Annotated in this window: 31 protein-coding genes; 23 read left to right on the plus strand and 8 right to left on the minus strand. The window is 63.2% G+C overall.

Annotated features, from left to right (window positions below; all coding sequences use genetic code 11):
- Positions 1 to 63 precede the first annotated feature (63 nt).
- Positions 64 to 954 carry a D-alanyl-D-alanine carboxypeptidase family protein gene (locus NKJ89_RS08735; RefSeq protein ID WP_352601629.1) on the minus strand — a complete coding sequence of 297 codons (891 nt, stop codon included), beginning with the start codon at positions 952 to 954 and terminating at the stop codon, positions 64 to 66.
- 224 nt (positions 955 to 1,178) lie between these two features.
- Between NKJ89_RS08735 and NKJ89_RS08740 the strand changes: the two genes are divergently transcribed.
- The 4 genes from NKJ89_RS08740 (at position 1,179) to NKJ89_RS08755 (ending at position 5,559) form a co-directional block, all read left to right on the plus strand.
- Positions 1,179 to 2,993, plus strand: coding sequence for a methyl-accepting chemotaxis protein (locus NKJ89_RS08740; protein WP_352601631.1), 1,815 nt, complete (start codon positions 1,179 to 1,181; stop codon positions 2,991 to 2,993).
- A gap of 287 nt (positions 2,994 to 3,280) precedes the next feature.
- Positions 3,281 to 4,381 (plus strand): hypothetical protein, encoded by a 1,101-nt coding sequence (locus NKJ89_RS08745; RefSeq protein WP_352601633.1) that lies wholly within the window; start codon positions 3,281 to 3,283, stop codon positions 4,379 to 4,381.
- Positions 4,382 to 4,511: 130 nt separating this feature from the next.
- Entirely contained in the window at positions 4,512 to 5,132 is a 621-nt protein-coding gene (locus NKJ89_RS08750; protein ID WP_023760232.1) for a nucleoside triphosphate hydrolase, read from the plus strand.
- An 85-nt stretch (positions 5,133 to 5,217) separates the two neighbouring features.
- Positions 5,218 to 5,559 (plus strand): hypothetical protein, encoded by a 342-nt coding sequence (locus tag NKJ89_RS08755; RefSeq protein WP_023760233.1) that lies wholly within the window; start codon positions 5,218 to 5,220, stop codon positions 5,557 to 5,559.
- A 31-nt stretch (positions 5,560 to 5,590) separates the two neighbouring features.
- On the opposite strand, the gene NKJ89_RS08760 is transcribed toward NKJ89_RS08755, so the two are convergent.
- The 3 genes from NKJ89_RS08760 to NKJ89_RS08770 form a co-directional block, all read right to left on the minus strand.
- A complete protein-coding gene (locus NKJ89_RS08760) occupies positions 5,591 to 6,295 on the minus strand; it encodes a glutathione S-transferase family protein (RefSeq protein WP_023760234.1) in 705 nt (234 codons plus the stop codon).
- A 169-nt stretch (positions 6,296 to 6,464) separates the two neighbouring features.
- A complete protein-coding gene (locus NKJ89_RS08765; RefSeq protein WP_352601635.1) occupies positions 6,465 to 7,673 on the minus strand; it encodes a beta-ketoacyl-[acyl-carrier-protein] synthase family protein in 1,209 nt (402 codons plus the stop codon).
- 5 nt (positions 7,674 to 7,678) lie between these two features.
- Positions 7,679 to 7,933, minus strand: coding sequence for an acyl carrier protein (locus tag NKJ89_RS08770; protein WP_023760236.1), 255 nt, complete (start codon positions 7,931 to 7,933; stop codon positions 7,679 to 7,681).
- 214 nt (positions 7,934 to 8,147) lie between these two features.
- Between NKJ89_RS08770 and NKJ89_RS08775 the strand changes: the two genes are divergently transcribed.
- From NKJ89_RS08775 to NKJ89_RS08795, 5 genes are read left to right on the plus strand one after another with little or no spacing between them, the layout of a single operon-like run.
- The gene (locus NKJ89_RS08775) at positions 8,148 to 8,981 is read left to right on the plus strand and encodes an urease accessory protein UreD (protein ID WP_352601637.1); all 834 of its coding nucleotides are present in this window, start codon (positions 8,148 to 8,150) and stop codon (positions 8,979 to 8,981) included.
- A 28-nt stretch (positions 8,982 to 9,009) separates the two neighbouring features.
- A complete protein-coding gene (locus tag NKJ89_RS08780) occupies positions 9,010 to 9,312 on the plus strand; it encodes an urease subunit gamma (protein WP_023760238.1) in 303 nt (100 codons plus the stop codon).
- Between the two features lie 10 nt (positions 9,313 to 9,322).
- Positions 9,323 to 9,577 carry a DUF1272 domain-containing protein gene (locus tag NKJ89_RS08785; RefSeq protein WP_352601639.1) on the plus strand — a complete coding sequence of 85 codons (255 nt, stop codon included), beginning with the start codon at positions 9,323 to 9,325 and terminating at the stop codon, positions 9,575 to 9,577.
- 31 nt (positions 9,578 to 9,608) lie between these two features.
- On the plus strand, positions 9,609 to 10,202 hold the full coding sequence (locus NKJ89_RS08790; protein ID WP_352601641.1) for a HupE/UreJ family protein: 594 nt from the start codon (positions 9,609 to 9,611) through the stop codon (positions 10,200 to 10,202).
- Positions 10,203 to 10,204: 2 nt separating this feature from the next.
- A complete protein-coding gene (locus NKJ89_RS08795; RefSeq protein ID WP_023760241.1) occupies positions 10,205 to 10,510 on the plus strand; it encodes an urease subunit beta in 306 nt (101 codons plus the stop codon).
- 20 nt (positions 10,511 to 10,530) lie between these two features.
- Here NKJ89_RS08795 and NKJ89_RS08800 read toward each other — a convergent pair whose 3' ends face one another.
- Together NKJ89_RS08800 and NKJ89_RS08805 are read right to left on the minus strand one after the other, a co-directional pair.
- Entirely contained in the window at positions 10,531 to 11,025 is a 495-nt protein-coding gene (locus NKJ89_RS08800) for a hypothetical protein (protein ID WP_023760242.1), read from the minus strand.
- Positions 11,026 to 11,151: 126 nt separating this feature from the next.
- Positions 11,152 to 11,529, minus strand: a complete 378-nt coding sequence (locus NKJ89_RS08805) for a hypothetical protein (RefSeq protein ID WP_023760243.1) — start codon at positions 11,527 to 11,529, stop codon at positions 11,152 to 11,154.
- A 179-nt stretch (positions 11,530 to 11,708) separates the two neighbouring features.
- Between NKJ89_RS08805 and ureC the strand changes: the two genes are divergently transcribed.
- The 9 genes from ureC to NKJ89_RS08850 all read left to right on the plus strand — a co-directional run bounded on the left by ureC (position 11,709) and on the right by NKJ89_RS08850 (position 18,336).
- On the plus strand, positions 11,709 to 13,421 hold the full coding sequence (gene ureC / locus NKJ89_RS08810; protein ID WP_502904115.1) for an urease subunit alpha: 1,713 nt from the start codon (positions 11,709 to 11,711) through the stop codon (positions 13,419 to 13,421).
- A gap of 33 nt (positions 13,422 to 13,454) precedes the next feature.
- Positions 13,455 to 13,889 (plus strand): YfbO family protein, encoded by a 435-nt coding sequence (locus NKJ89_RS08815; protein WP_352601643.1) that lies wholly within the window; start codon positions 13,455 to 13,457, stop codon positions 13,887 to 13,889.
- A 31-nt stretch (positions 13,890 to 13,920) separates the two neighbouring features.
- On the plus strand, positions 13,921 to 14,514 hold the full coding sequence (locus NKJ89_RS08820) for a hypothetical protein (RefSeq protein ID WP_023760246.1): 594 nt from the start codon (positions 13,921 to 13,923) through the stop codon (positions 14,512 to 14,514).
- 45 nt (positions 14,515 to 14,559) lie between these two features.
- A complete protein-coding gene (locus NKJ89_RS08825) occupies positions 14,560 to 15,165 on the plus strand; it encodes a glutathione S-transferase family protein (protein WP_023760247.1) in 606 nt (201 codons plus the stop codon).
- Positions 15,162 to 15,746, plus strand: coding sequence for an urease accessory protein UreE (ureE, locus tag NKJ89_RS08830; protein WP_023760248.1), 585 nt, complete (start codon positions 15,162 to 15,164; stop codon positions 15,744 to 15,746). The genes NKJ89_RS08825 and ureE overlap by 4 nt, the downstream gene beginning before the upstream one ends.
- Entirely contained in the window at positions 15,739 to 16,410 is a 672-nt protein-coding gene (locus NKJ89_RS08835; RefSeq protein ID WP_352601850.1) for an urease accessory protein UreF, read from the plus strand. The genes ureE and NKJ89_RS08835 overlap by 8 nt, the downstream gene beginning before the upstream one ends.
- The gene (locus NKJ89_RS08840; protein ID WP_352601645.1) at positions 16,407 to 16,847 is read left to right on the plus strand and encodes a DUF3995 domain-containing protein; all 441 of its coding nucleotides are present in this window, start codon (positions 16,407 to 16,409) and stop codon (positions 16,845 to 16,847) included. Before NKJ89_RS08835 ends, NKJ89_RS08840 begins: the two co-directional genes overlap by 4 nt.
- Positions 16,844 to 17,485 carry an urease accessory protein UreG gene (gene ureG / locus NKJ89_RS08845; protein ID WP_352601647.1) on the plus strand — a complete coding sequence of 214 codons (642 nt, stop codon included), beginning with the start codon at positions 16,844 to 16,846 and terminating at the stop codon, positions 17,483 to 17,485. The genes NKJ89_RS08840 and ureG overlap by 4 nt, the downstream gene beginning before the upstream one ends.
- 83 nt (positions 17,486 to 17,568) lie before the next feature.
- Entirely contained in the window at positions 17,569 to 18,336 is a 768-nt protein-coding gene (locus tag NKJ89_RS08850) for a class II aldolase and adducin N-terminal domain-containing protein (RefSeq protein ID WP_352601649.1), read from the plus strand.
- Between the two features lie 4 nt (positions 18,337 to 18,340).
- Here the strand turns inward: NKJ89_RS08850 and NKJ89_RS08855 are convergent, their stop codons facing one another.
- A complete protein-coding gene (locus tag NKJ89_RS08855; protein ID WP_352601651.1) occupies positions 18,341 to 18,973 on the minus strand; it encodes an HAD family hydrolase in 633 nt (210 codons plus the stop codon).
- A gap of 255 nt (positions 18,974 to 19,228) precedes the next feature.
- On the opposite strand from NKJ89_RS08855, the gene NKJ89_RS08860 reads away from it, so the two are divergent.
- Positions 19,229 to 20,188: a sugar-binding transcriptional regulator gene (locus tag NKJ89_RS08860; protein WP_023760254.1), complete on the plus strand. Its 960-nt coding sequence runs from the start codon at positions 19,229 to 19,231 to the stop codon at positions 20,186 to 20,188.
- A 41-nt stretch (positions 20,189 to 20,229) separates the two neighbouring features.
- On the opposite strand, the gene NKJ89_RS08865 is transcribed toward NKJ89_RS08860, so the two are convergent.
- Complete coding sequence (locus tag NKJ89_RS08865; RefSeq protein WP_352601653.1) at positions 20,230 to 20,415, minus strand: hypothetical protein; 186 nt, start codon at positions 20,413 to 20,415, stop codon at positions 20,230 to 20,232.
- 110 nt (positions 20,416 to 20,525) lie between these two features.
- Here NKJ89_RS08865 and gcvA point away from each other — a divergent pair, with 110 nt between their 5' ends.
- The 4 genes from gcvA (at position 20,526) to NKJ89_RS08885 (ending at position 24,801) form a co-directional block, all read left to right on the plus strand.
- On the plus strand, positions 20,526 to 21,431 hold the full coding sequence (gene gcvA / locus NKJ89_RS08870) for a transcriptional regulator GcvA (protein ID WP_352601655.1): 906 nt from the start codon (positions 20,526 to 20,528) through the stop codon (positions 21,429 to 21,431).
- Positions 21,432 to 21,656: 225 nt separating this feature from the next.
- Positions 21,657 to 22,967 carry an ABC transporter substrate-binding protein gene (locus NKJ89_RS08875; protein WP_023760257.1) on the plus strand — a complete coding sequence of 437 codons (1,311 nt, stop codon included), beginning with the start codon at positions 21,657 to 21,659 and terminating at the stop codon, positions 22,965 to 22,967.
- Positions 22,968 to 23,092: 125 nt separating this feature from the next.
- Positions 23,093 to 23,965 (plus strand): carbohydrate ABC transporter permease, encoded by an 873-nt coding sequence (locus NKJ89_RS08880; RefSeq protein ID WP_023760258.1) that lies wholly within the window; start codon positions 23,093 to 23,095, stop codon positions 23,963 to 23,965.
- 11 nt (positions 23,966 to 23,976) lie between these two features.
- Positions 23,977 to 24,801 carry a carbohydrate ABC transporter permease gene (locus tag NKJ89_RS08885; RefSeq protein WP_023760259.1) on the plus strand — a complete coding sequence of 275 codons (825 nt, stop codon included), beginning with the start codon at positions 23,977 to 23,979 and terminating at the stop codon, positions 24,799 to 24,801.
- Positions 24,802 to 24,824 lie beyond the last annotated feature (23 nt).

Below are 24,824 nucleotides of genomic sequence, written 5' to 3' on the forward strand. Positions count from 1 at the left end.
CTTCACCGTTCGTCGTTCAAAAAGCCAAGCAATTGGCTTTTTGTCCGCTGCGCGGACCACTCCTCACTGCTCGGCGAACATCAGCCTGGTCTTGGTGTCGGCCATCGCGGGCGACAGACTGCGCTGGATTAGCGCTTCGACATGATCGTTGCGCTGGCGGGCGCTGTCGGCGCCCATCACCACCACGATCAGATTGCGGCCGTCGGCATTGTAGGAGGTGACGATGTTGAAGCCCGAGGCCCTGATGTAGCCGGTCTTGATGCCGTCGACGCCGTGCACGCGGCCGAGCATGTCGTTGTGGCCGCGCACCAACCTGCCGCGGAACATGAAGTCGCTTTCGGAGAAATAGTGGAACTGCTGGGGAAACCGCCGATGCAGCGCCATGCCGAGCACCGCCATGTCGCGCGCGGTCGTCATCTGGCCATTGTCGGGCAGGCCGGACGCGTTGCGGAAACTGGTGCTGGTCATGCCGAGCTGGCGCGCCTTGGACGTCATCATGGCGGCGAATTGATCCTCCGAGCCGCCGAGATATTCGCCGACGGCGACCGCCACGTCGTTGGCCGATTTAACGACGATGGCGCGGATCGCGGAATCGACGTCGATGGTCTCGCCGCGCCGGAAGCGCATCTTGGTCGGCGGCTGCGAGGCGGCATGGTCCGAAACCGGGATCTGCGTTTCCTTGGTGAGGCGGCCGGCGTCCAGCGCCTCGAACAGCAGGTAAAGCGTCATCATCTTGGTCAGCGAGGCCGGATAGCGCTGCGCCGTCGAGTTGACCTCGAACAGCTGCTTGCCGGTCCCGGCGTCGACGACGATGGCGGCATATTTCTGCGGCGGCGCCGGTACCGCCAATACGGCGTCCGGCGGCGTCACGGTCGTGCAGCCGCCGAGCAGCAGCAACAGGCTAAGGACCGCAAAAACGCGCTGGATGAGCGGAAGGGGACGCTGGTGGGGCAAGGGCAAGTCTGTTCGGTCAAGCTGTTGCTGAGATAAGGCGAAGCTAACGTAACGCGTCAGCTGCGTCCATTTGGTTAATGGAGGTTAGCCCCAGGATTGTCGAGGCCGCGCAGGACCTGGTTCCTCCGAAAAGCGCCCCGAAACGGCCTGCTCCCCGTGTCTTTCCTTGCCAAAACCACGTTTCCTGTGGGAAGTCGTGGTATCTGGCGGCTTGGGGGCTTGGCATGATTGACATCGGGGCCGGGGGCGCGGCGCCCTCGCTTATCAGGGCATCGCTCAGCCGCACCGGCAAATGGGCCGGCAGCGTCGCCTTTATCGGAGGTGCGGCTTCCGATATCCTCAATCCGCTGGCGCCGTTCGCCGCCTATATCGCGCTGGTCGCCTCGGTGGCTGCCGTCATCATCGCCATTGCCATCGTGCTCAGACTGGTGCTGGCGGCCAAGGCGCTGCCCGCCTTGATCTTCGCCACCAGCGCTGCCGCCGTCGCCGGCGGCGTCTACGGCCTGCAACAGCAGACCAACGCCCAGAACGGGGTGATTGCCAGCCTGGTGCCGGCCATCGCCGGGCTGCAGCAGTCGCTGGGCGTCGTTTCGGCCAAGGTGGCCAAGATCGAGCAGACGGTCACGCAGTCGCAGAAGACGGTCGAAGCGGTCAAGCAGTCGACCGACACGGTGGTGAAGAAGACCGACGAGATCGCCAACGCCCAGCAGCAGCAGGCGCAGCAGACGGCGCAGGTGCAGAAGACCACTGATGAGGTGAAGAAGCAGACCAAGACGCTGGCCGCCGGCCAGGCGCAGCAGCAGGCCCAGGCCGAGAAGCTGCAGGCGACGACGCAGCAGATCGCCGCCTCGATCGACACCATCGCCAAGGGCTTTGCCGCCCTTGCCGCGCAAGGTGGGGCGATCGCCGAGCCGAAGCGGCCGGACGAGTTCTACCACAATGCGCGCGTCTACGAGCTTTCCGGCGACATGCTCAATGCGCGGCGCTCGTATCTCGCCTTTGCCGGCTTCGATGTCGACGCCATCGACCCCTATACGCGCTTTGCCACGCTGCTTCGGGTCCAGGACGGCAAGGCCGGCGCCCGCGAGGTGTTCGGCGCGCTTGCCGACAAGGGCAAGGCGCTGTCGATCAAACTGGTGCATATATTGCAATTCGACGACGCCCAGCGCCTCGACAAGCTCAACGCCTTCCTCACGGCCAATGCGGATTTCGCGCCGGCCTATTTCCTATTGGCGCAGGAGTTCTCGGAAGACCGCCTCGGCGCCCAGACGCTGGCCGACAAGCGCAACGAGGCCAAGGCGCTGACCAAATTCGTTTCCTACGAAAAGGATGGCGGGCTGCTCAAATATTTCGTCGACCAGACGCAGTTGGCCGACTGGCTGGACCGCAGCCGCAGCCGGCTGGCAGCCCTCGGCGACGTGCTCGACCCTGCCCGCTTCGTGCCTTCGCTGACGCCGATGCGCTCCAACCAGGGCTGGTCGATGACCATCTCGCTGCCGGAGCCGGCGACCGCCATCTCCTGGCGCATGGGCGACAGCGGTCCGTTCACCGACACCGGTTTTCTGGCGATGAACGACCAGACCACGGGCAAGCCGATGGCCAATCCGAGCTTCGAGATGCCCGACAGCACCGCGGCCGGGACCATCGCCATCAAGTATCTCGACATCAGGGGCCGCGAAACCGGCCCGTTCGACATCCGTTTCGACCCGGACACAGCGCTGCAGCAAGGCAACAAGCAGATCCTCGACCAGTTCTGGACGTCGTGGATCGCCTTCGATGCCGGCGGCAACCACGGCCTGGTCTATTTCACCCAGATGCTGTCCTACCGCTGCGCCATCAAGGAGGTGCACTACAGCCTGAACGGTGCCGCGCTCGACAAGTCGCTCGAGATACCGCCTTGCGACAAGAAAGACCCTTACGCCATCCCTTACGACGCCAAGGGCTATTTCAAGGTCGCCGACAGCGTGAAGTCGATGTCGGTGCAGGTCACCTACACCGACGACACCAAGTCGCCGGTGCGGGAGTACAAGCGGCAGTAGAGGGGGCGGTGCCATTCCCCTCTCCGTCTCGGCTTCTCCGAGCCACCTCTCCCCACTTTCGTGGGGCGAGGAACCGCCAACTTCGAAAGGCCAGTCTTGCAGAACTTGGGTTCCTCGCCCCCGCAAAGCGGGGGAGAGGTGCCTCGCGCAGCGAGGCGGAGCGGGAGCAGCGCCGACGTTCGGCGATCAGTCGCCACCCTCCTATTGATACGAAATGCCCGACATCAAGCTTGCGCAACCGGCGCCGAAGGGGTTCTGTTTGCGCCTTCAGAATCGGTGAGAGCGCAATGACCGTCAGCACCATCAAGGCCAGGGATATTTCGGTTTCGCTCGACCTCACCGTCGGCCACATCGCCGACATGGTCGTCGAGGGCGGCGGGCGGCAATTAAGGCCGCTGCACCGCGCACCTTGGGTCGACGCTGGCGAGACGCTGCCGGATGATCTGCCGAAAGGCACCGTTCGGCTGTCCGGCGATTTTCTCTGCGCGCCATTTTCACGCAGCGATGTAGAGGAGGCGCCGCTGCATGGCTGGCCGGCCAACAGCGCCTGGGACGTCGTCGAGAGTGCCGCAACGGAAGATGGCTGGCGTGCGGTCTATCGCTTGCGGCACAAGGTGATGGGCGCTTCAGTCGACAAGACCCTGACGCTGCGCGACGGCCATCCCTTCCTCTACCAGGAGCATGCGTTTTCCGGCGGCCATGGCGCGATCTCGGTCGCCCATCACCCGATGACGACGATGACGGGCGGCGGCAGGCTGGCCTTTTCGCCGAAGCGGTTCGCCGCGACGCCGGACGATCCGCTGGAGCCGGATCCAGCACGCGGCCGCTTCATGCTGGCTTACCCGGGTCGATCCGCCGATCTCACCCATTTTCCCGCCGCCGGCGGCGGCACGTTCGACCTGACGGAATATCGTATGGGCGACCGCCGCGAGGATTTCCTGACGCTGGTCGAGGCCGATCATGGCGGGCCGGGCTGGACCGCCCTGGCGCGTGAGGCCGAACAGGACCTGGTGCTGGTGCTGAAGAACCCCTCCGAGCTGCCGATCACCATGCTGTGGTTCAGCAATGGCGGACGCGACTACGCGCCCTGGAGCGGCCGCCACCGCGGCGTGCTCGGCATCGAGGACGGCCGCACGGCGATAGGCCATGCCGCCTCTATCGGCGACAACTGGCTGACGCGCGAAGGCGTGGCGACCGCCTTTGCGCTTGGCGCAGGCCGCAGCGTTTCCTTTCGCCATGTGATCGGCGCCATGCCGCTGTCCGGCGGCGGGCCGCCGCAGGAGGTCACGACCAAGGATGGCCGACTGCGGCTGGCAGCCGGCAGCTCGTCCTGGGAGGTTCCTTTCGACAGCGATTTCCTGCGCATTGGGCGAACGGCGGCAGCTTGAGCGGATGGCTTCCTGTTTGTTCTCAAGGAACGTTGGCGCACAAATTCCGATTTGAAATTTCCGCTTGCTGCCGACAAGATGCCGCGATTGTGGTTATCCTGGCGATCATGCAGGCCAGAGAGAGGCTCCAATGTCCGAAATCGCCCATCTCGCCGCCACCATCTTCAAGCGTGCCGGCAAGGCAAGCCGCTTCATCGTCGCCATTGCCGGGCCGCCTGGCGCCGGCAAGTCGACGCTGTCGGCGAGGCTGCGTGAGCTGTTGCCCGAAGGCACTTCGGAGGTCGTGCCGATGGACGGCTTCCACTATGACGACGCCGTGCTCGAGCAGCGCGGCCTGCGCGCGCGAAAGGGTGCGCCGGAAACCTTTGACTTTGCCGGTTTTGAGGCCCTGCTGAAGCGCATCCGGGCCGGCGAACCCGATATCGCCATACCGGTCTTCGACCGGAGCCTTGAACTGTCGCGCGCCGCCGCCTCGATCGTCGCCACCGAGACCAAGTTCATCCTGGTCGAGGGCAATTACCTGCTGCTCGACGAGGAACCGTGGTCGCGGCTGGCGCCGCTGTTCGATTTCTCGATCTTCGTCGACGTGCCGCGTGACGAGCTCGAGCGCCGCCTGCTGGAGCGCTGGCATGGGCACGGCCGCTCCGATGAGGATGCGCGCGCCTGGATCGCTTCAAACGACATGCCCAACATCGACCGGGTTATCGCTCGCCGCCGCGCTGCCGACCTGGTGATCGGCCTTTCCGCTTGATTCTACGGATTGCGCAAGGGGAACCTTAAGACTTTCAGGCCGTTATCGCGGACAAGGCAATTCTGCCAAGAAGGGAGTCCGTCCGATGGCACAGAAGGCAAGAAAGCCCGCGCCCTCCAAGGGCAAGGCAACCCAATCCAAGGCAGGCGCCGGCCCGGCAACCACGGCGCGTTCCAAGGATACCAAGCCGGCCTTCGGCAAGGCAGCGCCGAAGAAAGTGGTGCCGGCGGCCGCGAAAGCCGCGCCGAAAACCGCAAAGCCCAAGAAACCAGCAGGCGCTGACGGTTCTATTTCGAGCAGCGCATTGCGTACGGTCAAGGCTGCGGCCAATGTGGCTGCAGGCGCCGTCGTCGCCGCCGCCAGGAGTACTGCATCGCTTGCAGCATCCGTGGTGGGCAAGGGCGATTCGAAAGCCAAGGCGAAGTAGAGCCTTCTCAAAGCTCGCAGGTTTGGGGGGGTCAGGCTCTGGCCGGGATGGTCAGGCCCTTCTGCACGGCAGGCCGCGCCAGGCCGCGTTCCAGCCACGCCGCCACATTGGTGAAATCGTCGAAACCGACGAGGTCGCGCGCTTCGTAGAAGCCGATCAGGTTTCGTACCCAGCCGAGCAGCGAGATATCGGCAATAGTGTAGTCATTGCTCATGATCCATTTGCGGCCCTTCAGCCTGCTATCGAGGACGCCGAGCAGCCGCCGCGATTCATCGCGATAGCGCTCCAGCGGGCGCTTGTCGGCGATCTCGCGGCCGGCGAATTTGTGGAAGAAACCGACCTGGCCGAACATCGGCCCGACCGAGGCCATCTGGAAGAACACCCACTGGATGGTCTCGTAGCGGCGCGCCGCGTCCACGGGCATGAGCAGGCCGGTCTTTTCGGCGAGGTAGAGCAGGATGGCGCCGGATTCGAACAGGCCGATCGGCTTGCCGTCCGGACCGTTCGGGTCGATGATCGCCGGTATCTTGCCATTGGGATTGAGCGACAGGAATTCCGGCGTCCAGCTTTCGTTCTTGCTGATGTTGACCAGATGCGGCTCGTAGGGCAGGCCGATTTCTTCCAGGGCGATCGATATCTTCACGCCGTTCGGCGTTGTCGCCGAGTAGAGCTGGATCCGGTCCGGGTGTTTGGCTGGCCAGCGCGTTGCGATCGGGAAGGCGGACAGGTCGGCCATGGGAAACTGAAGGGGATTTGCGCCGAGCGGCACGATTTGGCGGGGGCGGCCAAGAATTAGATGCGCCAAACGTCACGATCAATATGGCGGTGAACGTTTCATCGTGCACGGACGGTCAACTCTGGGACGACCGGGATCGCCCCGGGTAGCTGTAACGGCCGATGCAGGATCAGACGGCCTTGAAGGCCAGCACCGCATTGGTGCCGCCAAACGCGAAGCCGTTGCTGATCGCGGTGCGCACCTTGCGCTCGCGCGCCACATTCGGCGTGACGTCGAGATCGCAATCGGGATCGGCCTCGCGAAAATTGGCCGTCGGCGGCACGATGCCTTCGCGGATCGCCATCACGCAGGCAATCAACTCGAGCGCGCCCGATGCGCCGAGGCAATGGGCATGCATCGACTTGGTCGACGACATCGAGAGCTTGTAGGCATGCTCGCCGAAGACGCGCTTGATCGCCGCCGTCTCGATCTGGTCGTTGGCCTTGGTGCCGGTGCCGTGGGCATTGAGGTAGTCGACATCCTCGGGATTGAACCCGGCGTCGGCCAGGCAGGCGCGCATGGCGGCCGTCGGCCCTTCGATGGTCGGCGCGACAATGTCGGACGCGTCGGCGGAAAGACCGGCGCCGGCAATCTCGGCAAGAATCGTGGCGCCGCGCGCCATGGCGTGTTCGTAGCTCTCCAGCACCGCCATGCCGGCACCTTCGCCAAGCGACAGGCCCTGGCGATCGGCCGAAAATGGCCGGCAGGTGTCCGGTGCCAGCACCCGCAGCGCCTCCCAGCCCTTCAGGACGCCCCAGACCAGCGGCGCATCGGTGCCGCCGGCAACCATCACGTCGGCGCGGCCAAGCCTGATCTGGTCGACGGCCGAGGTAATGGCGTGATTGGACGACGAGCAGGCCGACGTGACGCCGAAGACCGGCCCGCGCAGGCCGAGATTCATGCTGACATGACCGGAGGCGGCACTTGGCATCACCTTTGGCACGGTGAAGATGCCGGCGCGATTCCTGCCCTCGATCAGGATGGCGCGATAGTTCTCCTCGATCGCTTCCCAGCCGCAGACGCCGACACCGACGACGGTGCCCATCCGATAGGTGGTGGCCTCATTCGAAACCAGTCCGGACTGCTGCATGGCTTCCCTGGCCGCGATCGTCGCCAGCAGGCTGAAGCGGTCCATCGATACGGTCTGCTTGCGGTCGATGCCGTGATCGGGAAGCGTCTTGATTTCGCAGCCGACCTTGACCTTCAAATTATGCAGTTGCGGACTTGTGATCTGGCCTATGGCCGAGCGGCCGGCGCGCATCTCGTTCCAGATCGCAGGCGCGCTGGTGCCGAGCCCGCAAATGCCGCCCATGCCGGTAATGACGACGCGCTGCCGCATTCAGTTCAGGCTTTTTTCGCGATCAGCGCGCGGACAGCTTCGACCATATCGCCGACATTCTTCAGATTGCTCCAGGCGTCGACCGTGTTCATCTCGATCTCGATGCCATACTCTTCCTCAAGATCGAAGATGATCTCGGTCAGCTCGAGCGAATGGATACCAAGCGAGGTCAATTCGGTGTTGGTGGTGATTTCCTCGCCACCCGGCTCGGCATGAGCCTTGATCTTCGCGATGATATCCGTTGCCAGCTGGTCGGCCATTCGGTTTCTTCCCCACTGTGTCGCGTTTCCCGACGCCAACTGAGCAGCGCCCCTATTCTCCTGGTATCAAGCCGCCGTCGTCGTTTTATACCCCCGCCAAGCGCTCTGTGACCGTACCAAGGTGGTTCCCTCTATAGAAACCGAAACGTTGTCAAGCAACAAGCTATATCGAACTCCATATCGACAAAGCCGCCGGAGTGCTTAACGTGCAGGCATGGATACGGCTGAACATGGCGGGATTTCGACGCAGCGCGTTGCGGGCGTGGCGCGGCTTTCCTGCGCACTCAGTGACGGTCGCACGCGCCTGCGGCTCCTCTATCAGGACGGTGCCGCCAAAATAAGGATGCCGGCCGTCGCGGCCGATCCGCTCGAAGCGGTGCTGATCAACACCGCCGGCGGGATGACCGGCGGCGACCGGATCGCCTGGGACGTGGATGTCGGCGCGGCCGCATCGGCATCGATCACGACCCAGGCTTGCGAGAAGATCTATCGGGCGGCATCCGATCGTGCCGAGGTGCGGGTCAATTTGTCGGTCGGTGAAAACGGCCGCATCACCTGGCTGCCGCAGGAAACGATCGTCTTCGACCGGGCGGCCTTTGTCCGTAAGCTGGACGTCGAGCTTGCCGCTGGCGCCGAGGCGCTGGTGCTGGAAGCCACCGTCTTCGGCCGCCTGGCGATGGGCGAACGTGCCAAGCACGGCAATTTTCAAGACCGCTGGCGTGTGCGCCAGGAGGGATCCCTCATTCATGCCGAGGATTTCCGCATCGGACCCGATATCGCCGCAACGCTTGACCGCCCGGCGGTTGCCGGTGGCGCGATCGCGATGGCGACGCTGCTGCTGGTTTCGCCGCGGGCCGAAGCACTGCTCGAACCGGTTCTGGAGATCGTCGGCGACCAAGGCAGCGCCAGCGTCTGGAGCGTCAAGAAATCTGGCAAGCTTCTTGCGAGGCTCTACGCCGGGGATAGCTACCGGCTGCGCCAGCGGCTGGTTCCACTCGTCGAATTGCTCAACGGAAGGGCGGGGTTGCCCAAATTATGGTCACTGTAGGCCTGTCGCTACCAGCCTGGGAAAACGCATGAACCTGACGCCGAGGGAAAAGGACAAGCTGCTGATCGCCATGGCGGCGATCGTGGCGCGCAAACGGCTCGAACGCGGCGTGAAGCTCAACCATCCGGAAGCAATCGCGCTGATCACCGACTTCGTCGTCGAGGGTGCCCGCGACGGCCGCCCGGTCGCCGACCTGATGGAGGCCGGCGCCCATGTCGTCACCCGCGCGCAAGTCATGGAAGGCATCGCCGAGATGATCCACGACGTGCAGGTTGAGGCGACATTTCCCGACGGCACCAAGCTGGTGACCGTGCACGAACCGATACGGTGAGGAGGAAAAGATGCTTGAGCTGCGCCCCAATTGCGAATGCTGCGACAAGGACTTGCCGCCAGAGGCAACCGATGTGTTGATCTGCACCTTCGAGTGCACCTTTTGCGCCGACTGCGTGGAGCATGTGCTGGGCGGCATCTGCCCCAATTGCGGGGGCAATTTTTCGGCACGGCCGATCCGCCCGGCGGCGATGCTGAAGAAATACCCCGCCTCGACCAAACGCGTTCTCAAGGCCGAAGGCTGCGGCCCTCGCAAGGCTGCGTGAACACCGCGCCCCTTAACCAGAAGGCAATTCGATGATCCCCGCTCCGATGAAACGCGCTTCGCTTTCCGCAATTCTACTTCTGGCGGCTTCCATGCCGGCCTATGCCCATGTCGGCATCGGCACGACCTCCTCCTTCACGGCCGGTTTCATGCACCCGCTCACCGGCCTCGATCACATGACCGTGATGATCGCGGTCGGACTGTGGGCAGCGCTCAAGGGCGGCAAGGCGGTTCTTGCCTGGCCGGCGGCCTTTGTCGGCGTCACGCTGGCCGGCGGTGCGCTCGGCATGCTGCATATGCCCCTGCCCTTCGTCGAACCGGGCATTCTGGCATCGGTCGTGGTGCTCGGGCTGCTGGTGACCCTGGCGGTCGATCTCCCGGTCTCGGCAGGCATTGCCATCATCGGCCTGTTCGCGCTGTTGCATGGCCACGCCCATGGCACCGAAATACCGGAGAATGCCGGCGGGCTCGAATACATGGCTGGCTTTGCCATCGCCACCGCGCTCCTGAATGCCACCGGCATCGCCGCCGGGCTCGGTCTCGGCAGCCGGTCCCGTGGCCTGTCCCGCGCTGCCGGTGCCGCTTGCGCGGCGATCGGTATCGGCCTCGTTTTCGGTGTGCTGTGAAGATGATCCCGGGCGAAATCATCACAGCGGGTGGCGACATCGAACTGAACAAGGGCCTGCCGACGATCACCTTGAAAGTGGCCAATAGCGGCGACCGGCCGATCCAAATCGGCAGCCACTATCATTTCTTCGAGACCAATGAGGGTCTGAAGTTCGACCGCGAGCGTGCCAGAGGCATGCGCCTCGACATCGCCGCCGGCACGGCCATGCGCTTCGAGCCGGGACAGGAGCGCGACGTGACGCTGGTGCCGCTTGGCGGCAAGCGCGAGGTCTACGGATTTCAGCAGAAGGTGATGGGCAAGCTGTGAGATCTGCCAGCGCGGTCAGCTCAGTTCGACGGCTTGGCCGCGGCATAGATGACGACCTTTCCGGGATCGTCGAATTCGACGGCGAGGACATCCTGCACAAGCACGCGCCGCGACTCGATTGCATTGAACAAGAGCGCGTTGGCCTCGATCTCCTTGCGCAGTTCGGTAATGTCGTCCTGATGCTGCTTGATCTTGCTCTCGATTACCGCCGGTGGGCCGCCTTCGGTGCGCGCGGCGTCGGTCAGGAATACGATATCGACCTTGTCGAGCTTGGAGGTCTTGCGCACCAGGCCGATGTTTTCACGCGTCCGGTCGATGGCCGTGTTGACGTTTCCGGCTTCGGCCGTGGTCTTGGCCTCTTCCTGCTTGACCTCCGAGCCGACAATGCGGTTGACGGTCTCCGTGCTTTCAAGACCCTGCGCCTTCAGGCCGGCAACAGGATCGGCCGCCGCCAGCAACGCCATTGCGGCGACGGCCTGCAACCGTCTTTGGGCGGGAAAAGGAGTGATCGCCATCGCTCGCTCCTGAGGGAATTCGTTTCGGGACGCGGTCTAGCGCGAGAACAAAACGAATCCCGCCCGGCGAAGGTTCCCGTCCCGATGCGGCCGGCGGACCGAATACCGGCCCACCCAGCCCGTCTGTCAGCTGGCCTTCTTGGTAATCAGGGTCAGCGCGCCATTGGGTTCCATGCTGGCGGCGACGACCTGCGCCGAGCTGAGCCCTTTGGCCTCCAGCGCGGACTTCACCTTGGGCGTGGCGTCGATCGAGCTGCGCAGTTTCTTCAAGCCGGCGTCACCACGCTGGGCGATGACCTGATTGACCTGCGTCTGGGTGTCCTTTGGCAGTTCCGTGATGTCGACGATGTTGACGCTCTGGATCGTCGGTACGGCCGGCTGGGGGGTGGCCGGAGCAGGCGTGGTCGGCGCCGGAGCTGGCTGCTGCGCGGGTTGCTGCTGGGCACTGGCGGCGCCCGCCAGCATCAGAGTAGCGGCAGCGGCAAGAACTATGGTTTTGCGCATGGATTTTCCTTTCCATCGATTGGCAAACGGTCGTTTTGGGGTGACCCCCTAACCTCAAACGCCAAATGGGATCAGAAGGTGTCGCCCAGTGGGTCATTGCGTGACCATTGGATGGCAGCAATGTGCCGGACTTCAATCAAACCGCATTTCGGCAAACCGCATTTTGGGAGCAATCGCTGATGGCCAGAATTACCCGCGCCGCCTATGCGCAGATGTACGGCCCGACGGTGGGCGACAAAGTGCGGCTTGCCGACACGGAACTGTTCATCGAGGTCGAGAAGGACCTCACCATCCATGGCGAAGAAGTGAAATTCGGCGGCGGCAAGGTGATCCGCGACGGCATGGGCCAGAGCCAGGTTTCGCGGGCGCAAGGCGCCGTCGACACCGTCATCACCAACGCACTGGTGGTCGATGCCGGCGCCGGCATCTTCAAGGCCGATATTGGGCTCAGGGACGGGCGGATTGCGGCAATAGGAAAGGCCGGCAATCCGGACACGCAGGACGGCGTCACCATCATCATCGGCCCCGGCACCGAGATCATCGCCGGCGAAGGCAAGATCCTGACCGCCGGCGGCTTCGACGCGCATATCCACTTCATCTGCCCTCAGCAGATCGAGGAAGCGCTGATGAGCGGCATCACCACCATGCTCGGCGGCGGCACGGGCCCCGCGCATGGCACGCTCGCTACAACCTGCACGCCGGGCCCATGGCACATGGCCCGCATGATCCAGTCCTTCGATGCCTTCCCGATGAACATCGGCCTGTCAGGCAAGGGCAATGCGTCCTTGCCCGCGGCACTCGAGGAAATGGTGCTGGGCGGCGCCTGTTCGCTGAAGCTGCATGAGGACTGGGGGACGACGCCGGCGGCCATCGACTGCTGCCTGTCGGTTGCGGACGCGTACGACGTGCAGGTGATGATCCACACCGACACGCTGAACGAATCCGGCTTTGTCGAAAACACCGTCGCCGCCATCAAGGGCCGCACCATCCACGCCTTCCACACCGAGGGTGCCGGCGGCGGCCATGCGCCCGACATCATCAAGGTCTGCGGCTTGCCCAACGTCATCCCGTCCTCGACCAATCCGACGCGACCGTACACGGTCAACACGCTGGCCGAGCATCTCGACATGCTGATGGTTTGCCATCATCTGTCGCCGTCGATCCCCGAAGACATCGCCTTTGCCGAAAGCCGCATCCGCAAGGAGACCATCGCGGCGGAGGACATCCTGCACGACATCGGCGCCTTCTCGATCATCTCTTCCGACAGCCAGGCCATGGGCCGTGTCGGCGAAGTGGCGATCCGCACCTGGCAGACCGCCGACAAGATGAAGCGGCAACGCGGGTCGCTGCCGCAGGAAACCGGCAGCAACGACAATTTCCGCGTCCGCCGCTACATCGCCAAATACACGATCAATCCGGCCATCGCGCATGGGCTGTCGAAGGATATCGGCTCGATCGCGGTCGGAAAACGCGCCGACCTGGTGTTGTGGAACCCGGCCTTCTTCGGCGTCAAACCGGATATGGTGCTGATCGGCGGCATGATCGCCGCCGCCCCGATGGGCGACCCCAACGCCTCGATCCCGACACCGCAGCCGATGCACTACAGGCCAATGTTCGGTGCCTATGGCAAGGCCAGGACCAACTCGTCGGTGACTTTCGTTTCGAAGGCAGCGCTCGAATCCGGCCTGCACGGCAGGCTTGACGTCGACAAGCAGTTCGTCGCCGTCGAAAACACCCGTGGCGGCATCGGCAAGCACTCGATGGTGCTCAACGACGCCACGCCGCATATCGAGGTCGACCCGGAAACCTACGAGGTCCGCGCCGACGGCGAATTGCTGACTTGCGAGCCGGCAACGGTGCTGCCGATGGCGCAGAGGTATTTTCTGTTTTAGGATTGGTGCGCCTGCGAAGTATCGGACCCCATCATGGATGAGCAAAAGAAACTTGCCTTGATTTCGAGAATGGGCGCGCTGCAAAAATACAATGGCGGCGTTGCTCCCCTCACTATGCCACTTGTTACATTGGAAGAATATTTCGATGGGGCTCAAGGCGAAGCCGGATTGCTGTGCAACAGCCCGGAGACACCGGACAATGATACGGTTCTGGCCACATTTCAGTCGATACGGAAAAGGTCTGAAGTTCACGACGTCCGGATAGCCATCGTGCAGTGTGATGATGGAGAATGGCCGTTCTCTGACAAGGTCGTCATCACAACGCGCGCCAGCGAAGAACATGCGATTGGCTGGCTGCCGTCAGGCTTTGAGCCGGACGAAACCTGGGAGGGAGATGTCGATCACCTACCCGCCGAGCAGGTTGAAATTCCAGCCGGTTACCGAAAGCTATGGCTTTGGTATGATTAGCCGCAACTTTCCAAGCTTCTAGAACAGACAAATGGCCACCGAAATCGCCTCCGCTCACGACATCTTCCCGCACATCCGCATCGTCATGGGCATGGTGATCGGGCTTGGTGTCGCCCGCCTGCTGTCGGGTGTGGCGCGCATCGTCCAGCATCCCGGCCAGTACCGGCTCTATCCAGTGCATCTGGCCTGGGTCGCCTCGGTGCTTTTGATGCTGGTGCATTTTTGGTGGTGGGAGTTCGGTCTCTACGCCATTGAGACGTGGACCTTCGGCAAGTACCTGTTCATCATCTTCTATGCGATCACGCTGTTCCTGCTCTGCGCCCTGCTGTTCCCGGATTCGATGCTGGATTACACCAGCTACGAGGATTTCTTCTATTCGCGTCGGGCCTGGTTCTTCGGCCTGCTGGCGGCGACGTACCTGCTCGATGTGATCGACACGCTGCTGAAAGGGCCGGAGCATTTCGCCCGCTTCGGCAACGAGTACCTGTTCCGCACGCCGGTCTTCGTCGCGCTCTGCATTGTCGCGATCCTGGTGCGCGACAGCCGCTTCCACATCGCCTTTGTCGCGGCGGCGCTCATCTATCAGATATCGTTCATCCTGCGGCTCTTCGACACCATCGTCTGAGCGGACGCGATGGTCTAGGTTGCTCGGGAAAGGCAGGTTTCAACCATGTACAAGGCCATCGGATCGCGTGGGTCCCGGGTCAGCCGCGTTCTCTGGATGCTCGAGGAACTCGGGCAGGCCTATGAATTCGTCGAGGTCAAGCTGCGCTCGCCGGAAGCCTATGCGCTCAACCCGTCGGGCAAGGTGCCGATCCTGATCGATGGCGAGCTGACAGTGACCGATTCGGCGGCGATCTGCGTCTATCTCTCAGACAAACACGCCGATATGGGCATGGGGACCAACCCGGGCCTAGCCGGTCGTGCCGAGATGGATTCCTGGATGCATTTTGCCCAAAGCGAGCTGGAGGCGCCACTGTGGAACAAGCTGCGCCACCGCTTCCTGCTGCCGAAGGACATGCGCGTCGATGTCGGCCCAGCGGCGGTCTACGATTTTGCCTCGGAGCTCAGGGCGCTGGAGCGGCGGCTGGGTGACAGGCCCTTCGCGCTGGGCGACCGGTTCTCGGCTGTCGACGTGCTGCTCGGCGACATTGGCGGCTGGGCCCGCGCCGGCCGGTTCCCGATCGAATCCGACCGCATCAACGCCTATTTCGACCGCGTGCTGGCGCGGCCTGCCCGCGCAAGGGCGCAAGCAAATGGGGGATCCATGAAATGAAGCTCAACCTCAACACCGACTTCACCAAATTCCCGCGTGCCGTCTCGGTGCTGTCCGCCGACAAAGCCGGAACCATCACGCCATCCGGGCAGGCTGTGCTCGCCCATGACGAGCGGCATCTGCGCCGTCGAGCCATCCAACTTGCCGACGGCAGCAAGGTGCTGGTCGACCTGCCTGAGCCCGTCGCCCTGAACGATGGCGACCGGCTGGTGCTGGAGGATGGCGGCCATATCGAGATCATCGCGGCGCCGGAAGAAGTCTACGACATCCGGGCTCGCGACACCGTGCATCTGGCCGAACTGGCCTGGCATATCGGCAACCGTCATCTCGCGGCCAGCATCGAGGCCGGGCGCATCCTCATCCTGCGCGACCATGTCATCAAGGCGATGCTGGAAGGGCTCGGCGCCACGGTGACCGACGTGTCCGAGCCGTTCAAGCCGGTGCGCGGCGCCTATTCCGGGCAAAGCCACGATCACGGCCATGCGCATGCCCATAGCCACGCGGAAGCGCATTCCCACTCACATGGCGAATCGCATTCCCATTCGCACGGTCACGCCGGCCACCACCACGACCATGACTGAACAGCCTTCGAACATCGCCCTGCTGCGGCTGATGGCGTGGTTGTCGCCGGCCTTTCCGGTCGGCGGCTTTTCCTACAGCCATGGCCTCGAGCGTGCGGTGCATGACGGGCTGATCGTCGACAGCGAAAGCCTTGCCGTCTGGCTGGAAACGCTGGTCGAGATGGGCTCCGGCTGGAACGACGCCGTGCTGTTCGCCGAGAGCTGGCGCCGGGCGCGCAACGCCGGTGATCTCGATGACATAGCCGCACTCGCCGAAGCGCTCGCCGGCTCGCGCGAACGCCACACCGAGACCATGCTGCAAGGTGCGGCCTTCCTCAAGGCGGCAGCGGCCTGGCCAAATCCCGTTCTCCAGCGTTTGCCGGCCGAATGCGCCTATTGTGTCACTGTCGGCGCCATTGCCGGCGGCAATTCAATTGCACTTCGGGATGCGCTGTCCGCGTTCCTGCAGACCTTCTTCTCCAACCTCGTCCAGGCCGCGATACGGCTCGGCGTCGTTGGCCAAAACAGGGCAACCACCCTGCTTGCCGGTTTCGAGCCGCTGGCCGTTGCGACCGCCGCCCGCGCCGCGCGCTCGACATTGGACGATCTCGGCGGCTGCGCCTTCGTCTCCGACGTCATGGCGATGAAGCACGAAACCCAGTACTCGCGATTGTTCCGCTCATGATCATCCTCGCCTTCGCGCTTTCGACCGTTCTGCTGCTGATCACCGCACTGCATGTCTATTGGGGCATTGGCGGCATCTGGCCGGGCAAGGATGCGGCCTCCTGCGCACGTGCTGTCGTCGGCTTTCGCGGCGTCGACGAGATGCCGACGCCGTTTGCCAGTTTCGCCGTTGCCGCTTGCCTGTGCCTGGCGACGCTGTGGCCGCTGGCACTTGAAGGCGTCTTTGCCTCGCCGTTTCCCAGGGAAGGCCTCGCCGCCACGTCGCTGCTCATCGGGCTGGTCTTCCTTGGACGCGGCATTGCCGGCTTCACGCCGTGGTGGCGGCGCTTGACGCCGGAACAGCCTTTCGCGCGGCTCGATGTCCGTTATTATTCGCCGCTGTGCCTGCTGATCGGGCTCGGCTTTGCCATCCTCGCCATCACGGAGTTTCCCGCATGACACAGACAAATGGCCCGCTGCGCGTCGGCATTGGTGGTCCGGTCGGTTCGGGCAAGACGACGCTGACGGAGAAGCTGTGCAAGGCGCTGCGCGACGAATTCTCGATCGCCGTCGTCACCAACGACATCTACACCAAGGAAGATGCCATGATGCTGGCGCGGCTGCAGGCGCTGCCCGAGGATCGCATCATGGGCGTCGAGACCGGCGGTTGCCCGCATACCGCGATCCGCGAGGATGCCTCGATCAATCTGCAGGCGATCGCCGAGATGAGCCGGAAATTTCCGGATCTCGATATCGTGTTCATCGAATCCGGCGGTGACAATCTCGCCGCCACCTTCTCGCCGGATCTCGCCGACCTGACGCTCTATGTCATCTCGGTCTGCCAGGGCGAGGAGATCCCGCGCAAGGGCGGGCCGGCGATCACTCGCTCCGATTTCCTGGTGATCAACAAGAGCGATCTCGCACCCTACGTGAACGTCAACCTCGATGTCATGGAGAGCGACGCCGGCCGCATGCGCGGCAAGCGGCCGTTCGGCTTCACTGACCTGTCGCGCGGCAAGGGGCTGCAGGAGGTGATCGATTTCATCGTCGAGCATGGCGGCTTGCGGGCCGGCGCTGCTGCCAGCACGGCAGCGTGAGATAGCCATCCCTGCACCAACCAAAACTGGTTGCGGGCATGGGCTGGCCACGGCATTCTTGGCAAAACCGGAGGATTTTTTCGATGAGCATCGCCCGCCTGCAGAAGGAAACGCTGACCAACCTGCCCTTCTATGAGGAGCGCGTCGATCTCGCCTGTGCCTTTCGCTGGACGGCGCGGCTCAACATGAACGAGGCGGTGGCCAATCATTTCTCGCTGGCCGTCAACGATGCCGGCACGCAGTTCCTGATGAACCCCAACCAGGTGCATTTCTCGCGCATCAAGGCGAGCGACCTTTTGATGATCGATGCCAACGATCCCGAAACGCTCTCCGGCCCCAACGCGCCCGATCCGACGGCGTGGGGCCTGCACGGCGCCATCCATCGCAATGTGCGCCACGCGCGCTGCGTCATGCATGTGCACTCGATCCACGCCACGGTGCTGGCGTCGCTGGCCGATTCCCGCCTGCCGCCGATCGACCAGAATTCGGCGATGTTCTTCAACCGCCATGTCGTCGACGCTCATTACGGCGGGCTGGCCTTCGAGGAAGAGGGCGAGCGCTGCTCGCAGCTTCTCGTCGATCCCAAGGTCAAGGTGATGGTGATGGGCAATCACGGCGTGCTGGTCATCGGCGATACGGTCGCCGATGCCTTCAACCGCATGTTCTATTTCGAGCGCGCCGCCGAAACCTACATCAAGGCGCTGTGGACCGGCCGGCCGCTGCGCACGCTGTCTGACGCGGTCGCCGAGAAGCCGGCTCGCGAGATGGACGACTATCCCGGCCAGGCGGAACGCCATCTCAGCGAGCTGAAGGCGATCCTGGACGAGCAGGAACCGGTCTACCGGAATTGATCGCCTACAGGTCCAGTTCTGCCCGCAATTCCTCGGCGCTGTTGATGACGACGGCGCCGGGCGGTCCGTGCATCGGCTTTTCCGGCCAGAAAATCGTCTTCATGCCCGCCGCCAGCCCCGCCATGGCGCCCGGCCAGCTGTCGTCGATCGCCATTGCGTGCGCGGGATCGACATCGGCCAGATAGGCGGCGCGCAGGAACGGTTCGGCCTGCGGTTTGCCTTCGCGCACATCGTTGCGGCTGATCGTCTTCATGCCGGGATAAATGAGGCCGACCATGCTCAGATTGGCGTCGACGATCATTCGGTCCGAATTGGACACCACGGCCTGCGCCACGCCTTTTTCGCGCAATTCGGTGAAAATCTCGATCGCGCCGGGGCGTGGCTTCAAGCCCTCCACCAGCGGCAGATAGTGCTCGTATTTGCGCATGATCCAATCGTCGAAAGGCAGAGCAAGGCCGAACTCGTCGCGCATCATCTCGTAGACCGGCCAGGCGGCGACGCCGAGCACACGCTCATGCAGATTTTCAGGCGGCACAAGGCCGGCACTGCGCATTGCTGCCACAAGGGCTGCTTCGTGCAGCGGCTCGCTGTCGACCAGCGTGCCGTCCATATCCCAGAAAACCGCTTTCGGTGTCATGCAGCGCTCCTTTTTGCGATCCATTAAAGCCTTTGCGCCGGGAGATAAACCTTCGGGACCGAAGAACGTGCCGCAGGTCGGGACGGCAACCGCCCTTCTTTGCCTGATGCGGGCATTGCCGGAAGCGCAAAATCCGGCTGTGTGCGCCGGAAGTTGGCAAGCAATTGCCCTTGCGATTGACAATTGCGCAGCAGGCCGTTCCCTGCGAAACTAGGCGCGGACCGCTCTGGAACCGGCGGTCCTGGGAGGCAGGACGTGAATACCCGGCAGGATGGTAGCAGCAACAGGCTGGACGACGCGGCGCGTGCCGGCTGGCTTTATTATGTTGCCGGCAACACGCAAGACCAGATCGCCGCCACGCTCGGCATTTCGCGGCAGACGGCGCAGCGGCTGGTGTCGCTGGCCGTGTCGGGAGGATTGATCAAGGTTCGCGTCGACCATCCGATCGCCAACTGCCTCGATCTGGCGGCACGGTTGAGGTCCCGCTTCGCGCTCGATCTGGTCGAAGTGGTGCCGAGCGATCCCAATTCATCCTCCACCACGATCGGCATCGCCGAGGCGGCTGCCGCCGAGATCGAGCGGCGGCTGCGGTCACCGACGCCGATCGTCATGGCGATCGGCACCGGCCGCACGCTGAAAGCGGCGATCGAGCAATTGCCGCCGATGGAATGCCCGCAGCACAAGGTGGTGTCGTTGACGGGCAACATCTCGCCGGACGGCTCGGCCGCCTTCTACAACGTCATCTTCACCATGGCCGACAGAGTGAAGGCGCGATCCTTCCCGATGCCGCTGCCGGTCATCGCCTCTTCGCCGGAGGAGCGCGAGATGCTGCTCAACCAGCCGATGATCCAGCCGACGCTGGCGCTGGCGGCCGAAGCCGACGTCACCTTCATCGGCATTGGCGACCTCGGTCCCAAGGCGCCGCTCTACGAGGATGGCTTCATCTCGGAAAGCGAGTTGAAGGCGCTGCAGAAGGCCGGCGGTATCGCCGAGATCGTCGGCTGGGTGTTCGATCGCGAAGGCCGCATGATCGAGGGCATCACCAACGACCGCGTGTCATCGGCTTCGCTGCCGTCGCGCGAAAAATCGCTGGTCATCGCATTGGCCATGGGCGAACGAAAGTTGCCGGGCATCCTGGCGGCCGCCAACCGGCGGCTGATCAACGGCCTCATCACCGATGAACGGACGGCTGCCGCGCTGCTGGCCAGCATCTGACGGAAGGTAGCGACGCCTGATTTGCAATAAAGCGGGCCACGCTACCCGTGCCGCCCGAAAGGGTCGTTGCCATCGAGGAAACCGAGGTCGCGCTGCAGATGCGGCGACAGGTCCCTGATGTCGAGATATGCCTTCTTTTTTATCGCGAACCAGCCAAATCCGTCCGTGAGCCACGAAATCCAGCGGTGATCCGGAGCGGGAGTGCATCTTTGCTGCGCCATGGTCATGATCGTCAACCTTCGCTATCCTGAACCCGAATGACGGGTTGATCAGGAATGTCGGTCTTACCGGCCGCCTTTGCCAATCGAACGTCTGTTATGACCCATAAGGAGGCCTTATGCCGGACCTCAGCTCGCGACAGGTTTCGCAACTCCCGCCGCTGCAGGCGATCAGGGTGTTCGACGCGGTGGCGCGCCATCTTTCGTTCACCAGGGCCGCCGGCGAACTGGCCATGACGCAGGCCGCGGTCAGCTATCAGATCAAGGTGCTGGAGGAACGTATCGGCGCGCCGCTGTTCCTGCGCCGGCCACGCCAGATCGTATTGACCGAGGCCGGACAGCGTCTGGCGCCCGCCGTCAGCGAGGCCTTCGCCATTCTTGGCCAGGCCTATGCCGCGGTGCGTGGCGGGGCCGACGGGTTGCTGTGCGTCACCACCGTGCTGACCTTTGCCTCGAACTGGCTGGCGCACCGGCTAGGGTCGTTCCAGATCGCCCATCCGGCACTTGCCGTTCGGCTTGAGACGTCGAGCCGCCTGACGGACTTTGCCCGCGAGGAAGCCGATATCGCCATCCGCTCGGGCGCCGGCAAATGGCCGGGCCTGGAAGTGCACAAGCTGTTCGATGCCGATTTCACGCCGATGCTGAGCCCCAAGCTCGCGGCAAGCATCGGTGGCGTCAAGGAACCGGCCGATCTCTTGCGGTTGCCGATCCTCGATCCTGGCGACATCTGGTGGAACGAGTGGTTTTCGGCTGCCGGCGTGCACTCGCACGATCTTGCCAGACGACCCGGCAGCAGCATGGGTGCTCAGGCCTATGAGGCCAATGCGGCAATCGCCGGCCATGGCGTGGCGATCCTGACCAGGGCGCTGTTCAAGGCGGAATTGGCGGACGGCCGCCTGATCCAGCCCTTCGACTTGGTCGGCGACGACGGTCATGCCTATTGGCTGGTCTATCCGGAGGCACGCCGCAACGTGCCGAAGATCCGTGCCTTCCGCGACTGGCTGCTGGCCGAGATCGCCTGCTGACAGGCAAGCCTCCAGCAACTGCATTCAATTCCGCAAGCCGTTCTGTCCGGTCGTCTGACGTCCGGCGGGGCGCGGTTTGCCTTCGCAATTTCCACCCACCCGGTATCCGTCAGCCGCGCCGAGTGCTGCGCTGCAGCATCGAATCCGACTTGACATAATTAACGCTAAGTGAGTAATTGCTCAAAGCCAAGGCAAATGCTCATCTTGGTTCAAGGGAGGAATTTCATGAAACTTCGCACGCTCACCCTGGGCTTGTTGTCGGCCAGCGCGCTCGCGTTCGCCGCACACGCCGAATCCATCACCATCGCCACCGTCAACAATGGCGATATGGTCCGCATGCAAAAGCTGACCGATGACTTCACCAAGGCGAATCCCGACATCCAGCTCAACTGGGTTACGCTTGAAGAGAACGTGCTGCGCGAGCGCGTCACCACCGACATCGCCACCAAGGGTGGACAATATGACGTGATGACCATCGGCACCTATGAAGTTCCGATCTGGGCCAAGCAGAACTGGCTTCTGCCGCTCGACAAGCTCGGCGACGACTACGATGTCAAGGACATCATCCCGGCCATCGCCGGCGGCCTTTCGGTCGACGGCAAGCTCTACGCAGCGCCCTTCTACGGCGAAAGCTCCTTCGTCATGTACCGCAAGGACCTGATGGACAAGGCCGGGCTGAAGATGCCCGATGCACCGACCTGGGACTTCATCAAGCAGGCCGCCGACAAGATGACCGACCGCGCCAATGGCGTGAACGGTGTGTGCCTGCGCGGCAAGGCCGGCTGGGGCGAGAACATGGCGTTCCTGACCGCGATGTCGAACTCCTTCGGCGCACGCTGGTTCGACGAGAACTGGAAGCCCCAGTTCGACCAGCCCGAATGGAAGAACACGCTGCAGTTCTATGTCGACCTGATGAAGGCCGACGGCCCCGAGGGCGCCTCCTCCAACGGCTTCAACGAAAACCTGGCGCTGTTCCAGCAGGGCAAGTGCGGCATGTGGATCGACGCCACCGTCGCCGCGTCTTTCGTCTCCGACCCGAAGGCATCCCAGGTCGCCGACAAGGTCGGCTATGCACTGGCGCCCGACAATGGCCTGGGCAAGCGCGGCAACTGGCTGTGGGCCTGGTCGCTGGCCATCCCGGCCGGTACGCAGAAAGCTGATGCCGCCGAGAAGTTCGTCTCGTGGGCGACCAGCAAGCACTATGCCGAACTGGTCGCTTCGAAGGAGGGCTGGGCTAACGTTCCTCCGGGTACGCGCTCCTCGCTCTATGCCAATGCCGAGTACCAGAAGGCGGCTCCGTTCGCCAAGATGACGCTCGACTCCATCAACGCAGCCGATCCGACGCATCCGACCGTCAAGCCGGTGCCCTATGTCGGCGTCCAGTTCGTCGCCATCCCGGAGTTCCAAGGTCTTGGCACAACCGTCGGCCAGCTCTTCTCGGCGGCTCTTGCCGGCCAGTCGAGCGTCGACGATGCGCTGAAGCAGGCCCAGGACGCTGCCACCGCGACAATGACCGAAGGCGGATACATGAAGTAAGGCTCCTCCCGGTGCCGAATGCCGGTCGCCTTCTTGACCGGCAACGGCCGCCCGAGTTCCCAGTTCGGGCGGCCGCCTTTAACGCCTTTTTGTAAATTCAGCCTGACCAGTGAAGGGTGACCGTCATGGCTACTCAGCAGACCCGTTCGCTTGCCCGTTTCATGATGGCGCCATCCGTGGTGCTGCTGTTCGTCTGGATGATCGTGCCGCTGGTCATCACCATCTGGTTCTCCTTCCAGCAGTACAATCCGCTCAATCCGATCCGCGACGGATTCGTCGGCTTTTCCAACTACGCGCTGTTCTACTCCAACCCGGCTTTCCTGCAGTCGATCCTCAACACGCTCACCCTGGTGATCAGCGTGCTTTTGATCACGGTGATCGGTGGCATCCTGCTGGCGCTTCTGATCGACCAGCCGATGTGGGGCCAGGGGATTGTGCGCATCCTCGTCATCTCACCCTTCTTCGTCATGCCGCCAGTGGCCGCATTGGTTTGGAAGAACATGATCATGCACCCGCAATACGGAGTGTTCGCCGACATGGCGCGCTTCTTCGGAGCGCAGCCGATCGACTGGTTCGGGCAGCATCCGATGCTGGCGATCATCATCATCGTCGCCTGGCAATGGCTGCCCTTCGCGACGCTCATTCTCTTGACCGCGCTGCAGTCGCTCGATGGTGAGCAGAAGGAAGCCGCCGAAATGGACGGCGCCGGCTTCATCAGCCGCTTCATCTATCTGACGCTGCCGCACATGTCGCGCGCCATCACCGTCGTCATCCTGATCCAGACGATCTTCCTCCTCTCCGTCTATGCCGAGATCCTCGTCACCACCAATGGCGGCCCGGGATACGCCTCCACCAACCTGCCCTTCCTCGTCTACCAGAAGGCGTTGCTGGAGTTCAAAATCGGCCAGGCGTCCGCCGGAGGCGTGATCGCCGTCATTCTCGCCAACATCGTCGCCTTCTTCGCCATGCGCGCGGTCGGCAAGAACCTGGACAAGTAAGGGAGGATACGATGGCACGCTCAGTCACCACCCGGCACAAGACGATCGCGACAATTGCCGCCTGGATCGTCGCGCTGCTGATCTTCTTCCCGATCCTCTATACGATCATCACCTCGTTCAAGTCGGAGCAGGAAGCCATCCAGGGTTTCAGCATCATCCCGTCAGGGACGTTCGAGAGTTATTCCGAGGTCCAGGCGCAGAACGGATACTTCAAGTTCTTCTTCAACTCGGTGCTGCTCTCGGTCGGCTCGACCATCCTGGCCCTGCTGGTCGCCATACCGGCCGCCTGGTCGATGGCCTTCTCGCCGACCAAGCGAACCAAGGACATCCTGATGTGGATGCTGTCCACGAAGATGATGCCCGCGGTTGCCGTGCTGTTTCCGATCTACCTGATCTTCCGCGATACAGGACTGCTCGACAGCCGTATCGGCCTGATGGTCATGCTGATGCTGATCAACCTGCCGATCGTGGTGTGGATGCTGTACACCTACTTCCGCGAAATACCGGGCGAGATCCTGGAAGCGGCGCGGATGGACGGCGCATCGCTATGGAACGAGATCATTTATGTACTCACACCGATGGCTGTGCCTGGCATCGCGTCGACCATGCTGCTCAACATCATCCTGGCCTGGAACGAGGCGTTCTGGACAATCCGGCTGACGACCACGGAAGCAGCACCCTTGACCGCCTTCATCAGCTCGTTCTCAAGCCCGCAAGGCCTGTTCTGGGCCAAGCTTTCGGCGGCCTCGACACTAGCCATCGCGCCGATCCTGATCATGGGCTGGTTCAGCCAAAAGCAGCTGGTGCGCGGCCTGACCTTTGGCGCCGTCAAGTAAGACCGCCGCAAGCAACAGACGCC

The sequence above is a fragment of the Mesorhizobium sp. M0047 genome, assembly GCF_040323315.1.
Taxonomy (GTDB): Bacteria; Pseudomonadota; Alphaproteobacteria; order Rhizobiales; family Rhizobiaceae; genus Mesorhizobium.